Here is a 12,281-nt window from a genome sequence, read left to right as displayed (position 1 = left end):
AATATTTTTTAAATTGTTATTTTACGATTTTGAACAAATTGAAAGATAAGGGAAAAACCAATAGTAAGTACTGCTCCAATAAAATTAAGCCATAAATACCCCAATCGTTCTTGACCACTTGGATACTGATGAATGAAAAAATAATAGATTAAAAAAATTGAAATTTGACTTAAAACGGCACTCCAAAAGACCGCATTCCCACGGACATACTTGAGCAAAAAAGCGACTAAAAAAATACCCAGTAGCGTGCCATAAAAAACCGACCCTAAGATGTTGACCAATTGGATTAGATTTTCAAATAAGGTGCAAATGCAAGCAAACAGAATAGCGACGCATCCCCAAAATAAGGTAAAGAGCTGGGTGGCTCTTAGATAGTGTTTGTCTGATTTTTCATTTTTTAAATTCCTTTTGTAGATATCTATAGCGGTAGTCGAGGCTAAGGCAGTTAATTCTGAAGCCGAAGACGACATCGCTGCCGATAGGATTACGGCGAGTAACAAGCCTATCAGACCTGTAGGGAGGTAATGTAAAATGAAATGAAGAAAAACATAATCCTTATCATTAGTTTCGGCTTTTCGATCGGCCTTTCCGATGAGTTCTTTGGCTTGATCGCGCAAATCTTTTTCACGACCTGCCAAATCTATGAGTTTGTTTCTTAGAATAGGGTTGTCAAAATTCTGATTTAAATGGTCAATATACAAAAGGTTGTATTCTTTCTTTTCTTCGCCTAAGGCTGCCAAACGTTTTTCTAGAGTCGCATAGGCTTCTTGATATTTGGAATGTTTCACCAATTCGCTATTGTTCGGATTGAAATTGAGCGGCACGGGATTAAACTGATAAAAGACAAACACCATCACACCTGTTAATAGAATAAAAAACTGCATGGGGACTTTTAAAAAACCATTCATGATCAACCCCATTTGACTTTCTCGAACGGTTTTGCCTGACAAATAGCGTCCCACTTGCGTTTGGTCGGTTCCAAAATAAGAGAGCATCAAGAAAAAACCTCCAGTGATGCCACTCCAAAAAGTATATCGTGTTTCGGTATCAAAAGAAAAATCTAAAAGGGTCATTTTATCATTGGCTCCAGCGATATGCAACGCATTAGAAAACGTCATTTCATTTGGCAATAGGTGTAAAATGAGGTAAAATGCAAGCGCCATCCCAAGCATAATGATAAACATTTGTTGTTTGTGCGTGACATTGACTGCTCGGGTACCGCCAATAAAAGTGTATGAAATGACTAAAACCCCAATAATGATGTTGAGCAAAGTTAAATTCCAGCCCAGTAGTGTCGATAAAATGATGGCGGGTGCATATATGGTAATGCCTGCGGCTAATCCTCGTTGCAATAAAAAAAGCAGAGAAGCCAAGGAACGTGTTTTAATGTCAAAACGACCTTCGAGGTATTCATAAGCGGTAAATATTTTAGCTTTATGGTAGATAGGAATAAATACCAAGCTGATGACTACCATCGCAAGAGGCAATCCAAAATAAAACTGTATAAAACCCATTCCGTCGTGATAAGCTTGTCCTGGTGTAGACAAAAAGGTAATGGCACTGGCTTGAGTCGCCATTACAGAAAGGCCTACGAGCCACCACGGTGTTTCTTTATTGGCTAGAATATATTCTTCTACATTTCTACTTCCACGGGTTTTATAAACGCCATAAAAAACAATAAAGAGTAACGTAATGGAGAGAATAATCCAGTCGAGTTGTTTCATGGTTTAGGAAAAAATTTGCATTAAAATGTAGAAAAAAACGACATACACAATATTGATAATTAACAACCAAGAGTAGCTCGTTTTCCAAGTAAAATCTTTTGCCATGTTTTTAGTTTTTATAAATGCCCTTGATCGTTATGTTGGTTTACATATTTTAACTGATGCTCGGCAACATAATTCCGAAACAAGGTAAGCAAAGTATCATAATATTTTTGAAGGTTTTTCACATTCACCTCGGGATTTGAATCCACAGGAACTGTGATAGGCATTTCGTTTAAATATTTTGATAATTCGGGATAGTTTTCATGAATTACCATAGTCACTTTCATAATTTTCGCATTGATTTCTTGTTCGGTTTCCATAGTAATAGTCTATTAAAAATCATTTTACAAGTCGAAAGTTACGATTATTTTATGAAATGTGTTGTTAAATAATGATATACTTTTTCTGTTGGCAACCCTACCACATTTGTATAAGAACCATCAATTTTTGAAATCCCAATTAATCCAATCCAATCTTGAATCCCATAAGCCCCCGCTTTATCAAAGGGTTTGTAGTGGTCTAAATAATAGTGAATTTGTGAAGGAGTTAATTTTGAAAAAGTTACTTCTGTCACTTCGTGTATGAGCGCTGTTTTTTCGTTAGTTTTAAAACAAACCGATGTGATTACTTGGTGTGTAGCCTCAGACAAGGATTGTAGAATACGCACAGCATCTTCATAATCTTTGGGTTTGCCAAGGGCTTGTTCTTTGTGCCAAACAATTGTGTCGCTAGTGATTAACACCTCGTTTGGAGCAAGTTCATTGTCAAAAGCTTGTGCTTTTAATAGCGCTAAATAGTTGGTGATTTCGGCTGCTTTTAAATCCTTGGGATAGTGTTCTTCGATTTCTTTTACTCGTATTTCCAAATCGAAAAAGGCATCTAAATCCAAATCTTTTAAAAATTGTTGCCGTCTTGGCGAACCTGATGCGAGTATGATTTTTATTTTATTAGGCATGGTGGATAATGTTTAATGTAATGACTGCAACAGAAATGATTCCGAAAAATAAAATCCACTTTAAAAGCGTACTGATTTGATGGTATTCTTGCTTTTCGCGGGCGTGTATAATTTTTATTGCACATACAAATAGCGGTGAAAGTACGAGCAAAACCATATACGCAATGGCATAGTACAATCCATTTGCAAAAAGATAATTGTAGGTGTAGTATAGTAAATAAAGTGCAGGGAGTATAAGCAATACAAAAGCAATAATTCGGGTTTTGGTAGCTCCAATTAGAATAGGTAAGGTTTGTAAACCATAGGTTGCATCACCACTTATGTCTTCGATATCTTTGACGATTTCGCGAACTAAATTAAGACAAAAGGCAAATTTTGCATAATCTAGCAAAATGGAAAAAGCCACCGCCATTTGCGCCCGATTGACATCAAAAGTATTGGGGAAAATATCAAAAATGCCAATAATAATAACACTAAAAGCCAGCAAGGCTGCAATGAGAATATTACCTAGTAAGGCTATTCGTTTCAAATAACTGGCATAGAAATATAGCAAGGTAGCGACAAGAACAAAGATAATGACAAAGTTGGCATGGTCCACGGAATTGGCTAATAGAAACCCACAACCCACACCCATAATAGTGAGCACTGCATAGAGGGTGTAGGCATTGTTTTCTGAAATCAATGACCCAATATAATTTTGATGGGGTCTATTTATTCCGTCAATGTCTTGATCAAAAATATCGTTAATGATATAACCTCCAGCTGCTATTAATACTGTAGAAGCCATCAATAGAGCATATTGCCAATAAAATAAAGACAAAGGGATTTTGATAAGTTCTAGATAACCCAATCGAAATACCAATTGCATTAAGGCTAAAAGAAGTAAATTTTTATAGCGAATGAATCGTAAATAGTTCATGTTACTTTAATCGTGTTTACCATTATAATACAAATGCCATTTTCCTTGTACTTTCATCACTTGTTCAATGACATCTCTAACGGCGCCTTTTCCACCATTTTTATGTGAAATATATTTTGAAAGAGTTTTAATTTCTGGGCTCGCATCTTGGGGGCATGTTGGCAATCCTACCAATTGCATCACATGATAGTCGGGAATATCATCGCCCATGTATAATACATTTTCAGGTTGAATGCCATACAATTCAATATATTCGTTGAACGTATCAACTTTGTTTGGACTCGCCAAATGAATGTCGTAAATGCCTAAATTGCGCAAACGAATTCGAACCCCTTCGTTATTGCCTCCCGAGATGATGCATACGCGATAACCACTTTCCAAGGCAGCTTTCATCGCAAATCCATCACGGATGTTCATGATTCGTAACATTTCTCCAGTAGGAGTGATGTGTACCGAGCTATCGGTAAGTACGCCGTCTACATCAAAAACAAATGTTGTAATTTGGTTTAATAGTTCTTTATAGTTTTTCGACATCATCAATGATAGATTTTGTTAGTATTTTGTAAAGTTCTTTTTGGTTTGGTTTTGTTAACCCATTCAGATGCTTATTTATTGTAGTAGTGTCATTTCTTTTGGCAGGTCCTGTTTGCGCTTCGTTGGGCGACAAAACGGTTATTTTTGAAGCAGTTTCCATAATAAGTGGACGCAATATAGCAAAAGGAATGTCGTATTCATCACAAATATCGTTTCCTATTTTATACAAATGATTGACAAAATTACAAACGAAAACAGCAGCAACATGCAATGCCTGACGTTGTGTAGAATCAATCTTGTATACCGTATGGGAGAGGGCAGAAGCTATTTTTTCGAGAATTTCATAATCGGTCTCATACTCGCTTTCTAAACAAAGGGGGACCTTTGTAAAATCAAGTTCTTTTTGTTTAGAAAATGTTTGTAGTGGATATAAAACCGCTCTTCTATTTTGAGTGCTCATCTCTTGTAGCGTCACACTACCCGAAGTATGTGCTACTAATTTTCCTTGAAACGGCAGAGCATAAGACACACTAGGAATCGCATTGTCTGATACGCAGATTAGGTATATCGTAGCGTCTTTAAGTTCTTCGTAGTTTGAAGTAATTTTTTCTTGAGGGACAAGGTGTTTTAATCCCGAATGCGATCTAGAAAACACTTGCACCAAGTCCAAATCGGGGGCCTTTTCAACCGCTTTGATAAGATGTTGTGCTACATTTCCCGAACCTATAATTACTACACTATTCATGGGTGCTAAAGTAGTAAAATTATATTAAACGTTTTGTTGAAAAAGGAGGAAGATCTAACTCTAAAAAGCAAGTCTACATACAATTATTCGTTGTAAATTTTCTCGTAAAGAGCCTTATACTTTTCTTTGATTATTATACGTTTTAATTTTAAGGTTGGAGTTAATTCGCCTCCATCAATACTCCAAACATTTGATGTCAATTCAAATTTTTTGATTTTTTCCCAATTTCCAAATTTTTCATTGTAGTGTTCGATTTCTTCTTGGAATTTTTGCAACACTTTTGGATGTGTAATTAATGATTCATGAGTTGCACCCAATTCTATACCAAGTGAAGAAGCCCATTGTTTGGTGTATTCAAAATTCGGTTGAATAAAAGCGGCAGGCATTTTTTCACCATCGCCAATCACCATGATTTGCTCAATAAATAAGGATTGTTTCATAGTGTTTTCAATAACTTGAGGTGCGATGTATTTTCCTCCCGAAGTTTTAAACATTTCTTTTTTTCTATCGGTGATTTTTAAAAATCCTTCCGCATCAATTTCGCCAATATCTCCCGTATGAAAATAGCCCTCGACAAGTACTTCTTTTGTAAGGGTTTTGTCTTTGAAATACCCTAGCATTACATTGGGTCCCTTGCATAAAATTTCGCCATCTTCAGCAATTTTTACTGTGACATTGTGAATTGGTTTTCCAACTGTTCCTATTTTAAACAAGCGGTTTCTCTTGTCGTTTACAGTAATTACGGGTGAAGTTTCAGTTAAACCATACCCTTCCATAACAGGCATTTGTGCGGCTGCAAAAATACGAGTGAGACGAGTTTGTAAAGCGGCACTTCCAGAAACCATCACGGTTAAATTTCCACCGAGACCTTTTTGCCATTGGCTAAAAATTAATTTTCGAGCGATGCCCAATTTAAAGTTGTACCAGATTCCATTGGCGCCATAAGGTTCATATTGCAGACCGAGATCTACCGCCCAAAAGAATAATTTTCTCTTAATTCCTGTTAACGCAGAGCCTTTTTCGATGATTTTATCGTATACTTTTTCGAGTAAACGAGGCACAACCGAAAAAACTGTAGGTTGTACTTCTTTTATATTGTCGGATAATTTGTCTATGCTTTCGGCAAAGTAAATGGATACCGAATAATATTGATAGATATACAAAATGACCCGTTCAAAAATATGGCAAATCGGCAAAAAACTTAACGCTTTACTGCTGCTTTCTTTAAAAGGGATTCGAGAAGCACTATCCAACACGTTTGAAACAATATTGTTGTGAGAGAGCATGACACCTTTTGGTTTTCCTGTGGTTCCAGAAGTATAGATAATTGTGGCTAATTCGTCAGATTGTACGTTGTTTTTTCTGTCTTCTACCTCTAGTTGATTGCTTTCGTCTTCTCCTAGTTTTAAGAGTTCTTTCCAATTTTTGCACCCTTCAATTTCATTAAACGAATAGACTTCTTTTAAAAAAGTAAGCTTTTCACGAATCAAGTTTACTTTGTATAAGACTTCTACATCAGAAACGATACAATATTTTGCTTCGCAATGATTTAAAATATATTCATAATCGTCTTCTGAAATGGTGGGGTAAATAGGGACTGTTTGCGCTCCTGTTTGTAACACCCCGATATCCATAATATTCCACTCCGTGCGATTTGTAGACGAAATGATAGCAATTTTGTCGTTTTTTTCAACACCCAATCGAAGCAAAGCACGTGAAATTACATTCGATTTAGTAATATATTCTTTTGTTGAGGTCTTTACCCATTTTCCATTATATTTGGTAACCAAACAATCGGATAAATTATTTTTTTCTAATTGATGATAGGGAAAATCGAAAAGACGTGTTATCGTACTCATTATAAACAACATTATTTGATGCAAATTAACCAATAATTTATATATTAACAATATATTTTATATTATAGTTTTAGGATTTAGTAGTTTTGCACTAAAATTGATGTCTTTCAAGAATGAAAAAACATTTACGAATCAACGAATATAAAGCCTTATTGTATAGAATCGGATTGGCATACGTGTTTTATATGATTGCACGATTGCTTTTCTTTATTTATAACAAGGATTTAATTAAAATAGATTCAATTTCCGATTTTTTAAAGCTAGCCTATCACGGTATCGCATTTGATACAACCACTATTTTATATATCAATGCGCTTTTCATTGTTTTGTCTTTGTTGCCTCTACTTATCAACACGCGTCAATCCTTTCAAAAAGGGTTGTTTTATCTATACTTTGTGACCAATCTTTTGGCTTATGCTGCCAATTTTATTGATTTTATTTATTACAAATATACTTTTAACAGAAGTACGAGAGCCTCGCTCGATACCTTGGAGCATGAAAGCAACAAAACACGGTTGTTTCTAAATTTTGTAGTTGAATATTGGCATGTCTTTTTGTTGTTTTTCTGTTGTGCTTTTCTCTGGGTGTATGGCTACAAAAAAGTAAAAGTTAGACATATTAAACATCAACCATCCCCACGGTTTTTCACAGTGTCGATACTTAGTCTTTTGCTTGTGGCTACTTTGTGTGTGGGAGGTATTCGAGGCGATTTTAAAAAAAGTACTCGACCCATCAACATGCTCGATGCAAGTAAATATGTTACTGATGCTTCTCAAGCTGATTTTGTACTCAATACGCCATTTGCTATTATCAGAACTTGGAATACCAATACATTTAAAAAAGTACACTTGGTAAATCAACAAACAATTGATTCACTAGTTATTCCTGTGAAACACTACAACAAAAATCCTAAAATTAAACCCAATATTGTTATATTTATATTGGAAAGTTTCGGTAAAGAATACATCAGTGCTTTTAACAAAGACAATAAAATACCAAATTATAAAGGATATGCGCCGTTTGTCGATTCTTTGGCTCAACACAGCCTGATTTTTACCAATGCTTACGCGAATGGGTATAAGTCTATTCACGGGATGTCATCGGTTTTGGCAGGAATTCCTTCGTTTAAAGATGCGTTTACCTCGTCGCCTTATCCGAAGCAAAAGATAGAATCTTTAGTTTCAGTGCTCAAAAGTGAGGGCTATGATACGTCATTTTTTCATGGGGCTCCCAATGGATCCATGGGTTTTTTAGGCTTTAGCAACATCCTTGGTTTTGATCATTATTATGGAAAGAATGAATACAATAACGATGACGATTTTGATGGGTCATGGGGCATTTGGGACGAACCCTTTTTTCAGTATTTTAATACAACTTTGAGTCGAAAGAAATCGCCTTTCATGGCAACTCTTTTTTCGGTTTCTTCGCATGAACCCTATGTGATTCCAGAAAAATATGAAGGCAAATTTCCAAAAGGAGACAACCCAATCCATCAATGTATTGGGTATACCGATTATTCATTAAAACAATTTTTTAAAGCAGCCAAAAAACAACCTTGGTATTCCAATACGATTTTTGTATTGGTAGCCGATCATGATAATTTAATTTATTATCCTGAGTACGGTAAAGATCAAAATTTTCATACAGTACCTATTTTGTTTTTTACGCCAAGTGAACGATATAAAGGAATCAATAAAGATTGGGCGCAACAAATAGATATTTATCCCACATTGTTGGATATGATAGGTTATGAAAAACCTTTTAGAAGTTGGGGACGAAGCCTCATCAGCAAAGAAGCTCCTACTCCTTTTGTGATGCGCTATTCTTCAGATCAGTATCAAATGATGAGTGGCAATTATATTTGCACTTTGGATGGTGAAAAAGCGGTTGGTTTTTATGATAAGAATGACAAGGAATTAAAGCACAATTTAATAAAACACAGAACTGCTGCGATGAATTTGTTAGAAAAAAAATGTCAAGCCTTTTTACAAGATTTCATGGCGCGTATCATTGACAAAAAATTAGATAAATAATGAGTGTAAAAAAGAAAATCAGCCTTGGTGTGTTACTTGTTGTAGTGGCATTGACCGGAAAATATATTTACGACCGACACATAAACCACAATTTTATGACTATTACAGAAGGTAAAGTCTATAAAAGTGGGGCCATTCCACCAGATGAAATTGCCGATTATGTAAAAAAATACCATATTAAATCTATTGTAGATCTTCGTTTTCCAGGTACGGGAGATGATGTGAACAATCCTGAAGTACCAAGCGAACTCAAAGCAGAAAAATTGGCTGTCTCAAAGATCCCTGGGGTAAATTATTTTAACGATGGCTCCGATCAAGTACCTAATCAGAAGAATTTAGATTTGTTTTTTAAAATTATGGATAACAAGAAAAATTATCCTGTTTTAATTCACTGTTTTCATGGTATAGGTCGTGCGCAAATGTATTCGGCAATTTATCGAATCGAATATGAAGGGTGGACCAATGAGGAAGCTCGAAGTAAAGCGGCTTATCCATTTCCGCTGTTGTATAGTTCTTTTGATGATGGTAAGCCTAAAGGCGATTATTTAAAACAATACAAAAGTCGAAAACAGTGTATGAGCAAGAATAAGTAAATTTTTTAATAATCTAATGCTTGCCTTTTTTTACTAGTATTTTATTTTAAAAAGGGGTGTGATTAAACGTAAAGAATTTCTTGGTTTTTTGTTTAACCTGTTTTGTGTCCTTTTTTAGATTTTTTCTGTTATTCAATCTTCTAATTCTATAAAAGAAATAAAGCATCAGGTTTAAATAAACCTAATGCTCTATTAGAAAAGTTCTCATTCTAGAATTCTGATAAACAAGAAAAGTTTATAAATTCTCAATCACTTTATCCTTAGGGTATTTCACTTTATAACTGATTCTGATTTTTTTTGTTTCGTTTGGAGGAAGTTTTAAATCCCAAGTCATGATGCCTGTTTCAGTGTTTACTTTGGCTTTTCCGTCTTCTAATACTTCTATCGTGATGTCTTTGTCCGTGCTCAACGGATATTGGTCTTTCAATAGCATTTGTACTTCTTCTTTTTTATTGTTTCTGATGGTTAAATCGTACGTAAACGTTTGTTCTTTATAAGAAGATAAGAATCGAGTTCCCGATTTATCGGCTACTTTTTCACGTTTAACCACAATTTTTTTATCGCGTCCCATGCTTAAGTTTAAGGTATCGGCAGTTTGATTAGGGTTGATGCTCGTTTTACCTACATACAATCCTTCAAAGATAATGTTGGCTTCTCCAGGCAACAAATTGTATTTTGAATACTCATTAATTTCTGCTAATAAAAAGGCTTCTTTATCTACTCGTGGCGCTGCATAATATTTGTACGTAGCAGGTAATTTAATTTCTTTTAAGGCTACGGAATGTGCTTTTCCATTGGATAAAATATCATACGGAATATCTATATCGAAAGAAACGTTGAGTTGGTTCTCGTTGATGGAAGTGTAGTCATCCATTTGTTTAGTTGTTACTATAATTACACCATGGGCACCTTGATCTCCGTATAATGCCGCTGCTTGATCACCTTTAAGCACATTGACTGATTTTATTGACTCTTGCGGTAATTGTTTCATGACTTCGGCAGTTGAAATTTGATTGTCTATAACTACTAATGATTGATTATCGTCTGTTATTGTTCTGCTGCCTCGCAATTGAATTCTTGTTTCTTTTTTGATTCCCTGTGAAGGTTCTATTTGCAATCCGGTAACTTTTCCTGTTAATGATTGAATCACATTTTTTCTATCGTACAACTCCTCATGGGCTTTGTATAAATTTCCATACCTCAAAAACCAAGAACTCAACAAAGGGGCTTGATTATTCTGATTTGGATTGCCGCTGGATAAGGTAAGTTTTACCTTCTTCCAATCGATGCCCGAATTTTGTGTTACTTGTGCTTTGTACATCATGTTGATGGGATCTTTCACACTGTCAACTCTCAAATCATAAAACGGATTCCATGAGGCTGTGTTGGTAATGTAATTGATATCCAAATTCACGTTTCCGGCTACTTCGTTCATGACTTGAAGGACTAATTTTCCTTTAGAAGTTTTTTCTTCTTTTTGAGTATTGACGGCTAATTTTTCGTTTAAGGCTTGTAGCTTCTTGTTTAAAAGAGTCTCTTTTTCTTCTAAAACAAGATAGGTAGTACTCAATTCTGTTCGTTTGATTTTGTAATAATCCGCTAATTTTATCAATTCGGTTACATTCAACCCAGTATTGGCTCCCGCAACCATCTGATTTTTGTCTAACAATTCGGTAGTTTTACTATTGGAAACCTTCTCAATTTGCACTTTGTTGATTTCTTTTTGCACTCTCGTTATGCTATCGCGCACTTTTTTAATAGCAGGATTGCTTTCGTCAATTTCGTATTCTGACATGTAATTCTGCGTAAACTGCACCGACAACACGGTAACTGAAGATGGCGCGCCAATTTGAACTGTGTTTTCATTCAAATAATCGGCGACATTTTTAATCACAATTTCGCTCGTTCCCACAGGAAGATTGACCGAAGTAGTTTGCTGCAATTCGGCTGCATTGAAATACACCGTTGCCGCTTTGACTTTAGCCGATGTAAAAATTGGTTTTTGTGCTAAGGCCACAGCCGAAACTAGAAAAGCAAGGAAAATCTTTTTCATAAAATACTAAATTAAGAGGGATTGTTTTTTTTGTTGGTTCTATAATTCACACCCATGCCGCCCATTATTTTGAGTGCTTGGAATTCTTTTTCTGGATCTACTAAAATGGGTAGTATTTTGTTTTTTTCTTTCGGATTTATCGTAAATTCTTTAGAATAACGAAAATCATTATTACTAATGTATATCGTAATGATTTTGGTATTTTCATGGAGCTCAACATCTAGCGAATAGGCTCCAGTTTTTGGATCGATTGAAGTACTTTTCGCAGCGCCGTAGGCATAAATAGATAAGTTTGGATAGTTTTCTGCCGAAATGGGTTTGTTGGTTTTTTTGTCTAAAACGTATCCTTTTACAGTAACTACCTTCGTTTTTTGTTGTTGAATCGCAACTTTCCCTAGTAGGTGTTTTGGCGGTTTTGCTTCACAGGTTTGCACCGTAGTAAAAGGTTGTTTGTTGTCTTGAGCAACACTATTGGAAGTTACTAAAATTGATGCTGCAACTGCAACTGCATATTTAAAATTGTTGTTTTTTGGATGGGTTTCATATTCAAAAGTTTGTTCTAATTGGGAAACATTTAATCTCACACAGATGTTTTTGTCCTTAGCTTCGGCAATAAATTGTGCTACTTCGCGATTGGTTTTTGTACTTAAATCAATTACGTTTTTCGCACATGAATTGCAAAACGAACCATTGGCATTCGAAATCATATTGTTAAAATTCTCGTGACAAGGCGTTTTTATTTCTAGTGAAAACTTCTTTTTCATAATAATGTAGTTTGGTTAAAAATTCATCTCATTTACATAGATAACTTTTTAACTGAAAAG

11 protein-coding genes are annotated in these 12,281 nt (G+C 35.2%); 2 read left to right on the top strand and 9 right to left on the bottom strand.

The features are described 5' to 3' along the window. Positions 1–8 precede the first annotated feature (8 nt). The 7 genes from CLV55_RS07225 to CLV55_RS07195 all read right to left on the bottom strand — a co-directional run bounded on the left by CLV55_RS07225 (position 9) and on the right by CLV55_RS07195 (position 6,778). Positions 9–1,724, bottom strand: a complete 1,716-nt coding sequence (locus CLV55_RS07225) for a sodium:solute symporter (RefSeq protein ID WP_112113076.1) — start codon at positions 1,722–1,724, stop codon at positions 9–11. Between the two features lie 116 nt (positions 1,725–1,840). After that, positions 1,841–2,086 (bottom strand): hypothetical protein, encoded by a 246-nt coding sequence (locus CLV55_RS07220; RefSeq protein WP_112113075.1) that lies wholly within the window; start codon positions 2,084–2,086, stop codon positions 1,841–1,843. Between the two features lie 44 nt (positions 2,087–2,130). Next, the gene (locus tag CLV55_RS07215) at positions 2,131–2,721 is read right to left on the bottom strand and encodes a Maf family nucleotide pyrophosphatase (RefSeq protein WP_112113074.1); all 591 of its coding nucleotides are present in this window, start codon (positions 2,719–2,721) and stop codon (positions 2,131–2,133) included. Then, positions 2,714–3,640, bottom strand: a complete 927-nt coding sequence (locus CLV55_RS07210; RefSeq protein ID WP_112113073.1) for a geranylgeranylglycerol-phosphate geranylgeranyltransferase — start codon at positions 3,638–3,640, stop codon at positions 2,714–2,716. The genes CLV55_RS07215 and CLV55_RS07210 overlap by 8 nt, the downstream gene beginning before the upstream one ends. A 6-nt stretch (positions 3,641–3,646) precedes the next feature. Beyond that, positions 3,647–4,174: a KdsC family phosphatase gene (locus CLV55_RS07205; protein WP_112113072.1), complete on the bottom strand. Its 528-nt coding sequence runs from the start codon at positions 4,172–4,174 to the stop codon at positions 3,647–3,649. Further along, positions 4,158–4,919, bottom strand: a complete 762-nt coding sequence (locus CLV55_RS07200) for a Rossmann-like and DUF2520 domain-containing protein (protein WP_112113071.1) — start codon at positions 4,917–4,919, stop codon at positions 4,158–4,160. The genes CLV55_RS07205 and CLV55_RS07200 overlap by 17 nt, the downstream gene beginning before the upstream one ends. 83 nt (positions 4,920–5,002) lie before the next feature. After that, positions 5,003–6,778, bottom strand: a complete 1,776-nt coding sequence (locus CLV55_RS07195; RefSeq protein WP_112113070.1) for an AMP-dependent synthetase/ligase — start codon at positions 6,776–6,778, stop codon at positions 5,003–5,005. Positions 6,779–6,891: 113 nt separating this feature from the next. Between CLV55_RS07195 and CLV55_RS07190 the strand changes: the two genes are divergently transcribed. Together CLV55_RS07190 and CLV55_RS07185 are read left to right on the top strand one after the other, a co-directional pair. Continuing rightward, positions 6,892–8,811, top strand: a complete 1,920-nt coding sequence (locus CLV55_RS07190; protein WP_112113069.1) for an LTA synthase family protein — start codon at positions 6,892–6,894, stop codon at positions 8,809–8,811. Next, on the top strand, positions 8,811–9,404 hold the full coding sequence (locus CLV55_RS07185) for a dual specificity protein phosphatase family protein (RefSeq protein WP_112113068.1): 594 nt from the start codon (positions 8,811–8,813) through the stop codon (positions 9,402–9,404). Before CLV55_RS07190 ends, CLV55_RS07185 begins: the two co-directional genes overlap by 1 nt. Before the next feature lie 235 nt (positions 9,405–9,639). Here CLV55_RS07185 and CLV55_RS07180 read toward each other — a convergent pair whose 3' ends face one another. Then, positions 9,640–11,457: a DUF4139 domain-containing protein gene (locus CLV55_RS07180; protein ID WP_112113067.1), complete on the bottom strand. Its 1,818-nt coding sequence runs from the start codon at positions 11,455–11,457 to the stop codon at positions 9,640–9,642. An 11-nt stretch (positions 11,458–11,468) separates the two neighbouring features. Then, on the bottom strand, positions 11,469–12,221 hold the full coding sequence (locus CLV55_RS07175; RefSeq protein ID WP_112113066.1) for a hypothetical protein: 753 nt from the start codon (positions 12,219–12,221) through the stop codon (positions 11,469–11,471). Positions 12,222–12,281 lie beyond the last annotated feature (60 nt).

It is taken from the genome of Flavobacterium aciduliphilum, from assembly GCF_003268855.1.
In the GTDB taxonomy this organism is placed as follows: domain Bacteria; phylum Bacteroidota; class Bacteroidia; order Flavobacteriales; family Flavobacteriaceae; genus Flavobacterium; species Flavobacterium aciduliphilum.
Note: the sequence above shows the minus strand (reverse complement) of the source record. Positions and strands in the feature narration are given on the sequence as shown.

What these genes read in the sequence shown, in the direction of transcription:
- CLV55_RS07195 (WP_112113070.1), bottom strand. Translation starts at nt 6,778, where the DNA reads ATGAGTACGATAACACGTCTTTTCGATTTTCCCTATCATCAATTAGAA.
- CLV55_RS07205 (WP_112113072.1), bottom strand. Translation starts at nt 4,174, where the DNA reads ATGTCGAAAAACTATAAAGAACTATTAAACCAAATTACAACATTTGTT.
- CLV55_RS07180 (WP_112113067.1), bottom strand. Translation starts at nt 11,457, where the DNA reads ATGAAAAAGATTTTCCTTGCTTTTCTAGTTTCGGCTGTGGCCTTAGCA.
- CLV55_RS07215 (WP_112113074.1), bottom strand. Translation starts at nt 2,721, where the DNA reads ATGCCTAATAAAATAAAAATCATACTCGCATCAGGTTCGCCAAGACGG.
- CLV55_RS07185 (WP_112113068.1), top strand. Translation starts at nt 8,811, where the DNA reads ATGAGTGTAAAAAAGAAAATCAGCCTTGGTGTGTTACTTGTTGTAGTG.
- CLV55_RS07220 (WP_112113075.1), bottom strand. Translation starts at nt 2,086, where the DNA reads ATGGAAACCGAACAAGAAATCAATGCGAAAATTATGAAAGTGACTATG.
- CLV55_RS07225 (WP_112113076.1), bottom strand. Translation starts at nt 1,724, where the DNA reads ATGAAACAACTCGACTGGATTATTCTCTCCATTACGTTACTCTTTATT.
- CLV55_RS07175 (WP_112113066.1), bottom strand. Translation starts at nt 12,221, where the DNA reads ATGAAAAAGAAGTTTTCACTAGAAATAAAAACGCCTTGTCACGAGAAT.
- CLV55_RS07200 (WP_112113071.1), bottom strand. Translation starts at nt 4,919, where the DNA reads ATGAATAGTGTAGTAATTATAGGTTCGGGAAATGTAGCACAACATCTT.
- CLV55_RS07190 (WP_112113069.1), top strand. Translation starts at nt 6,892, where the DNA reads ATGAAAAAACATTTACGAATCAACGAATATAAAGCCTTATTGTATAGA.
- CLV55_RS07210 (WP_112113073.1), bottom strand. Translation starts at nt 3,640, where the DNA reads ATGAACTATTTACGATTCATTCGCTATAAAAATTTACTTCTTTTAGCC.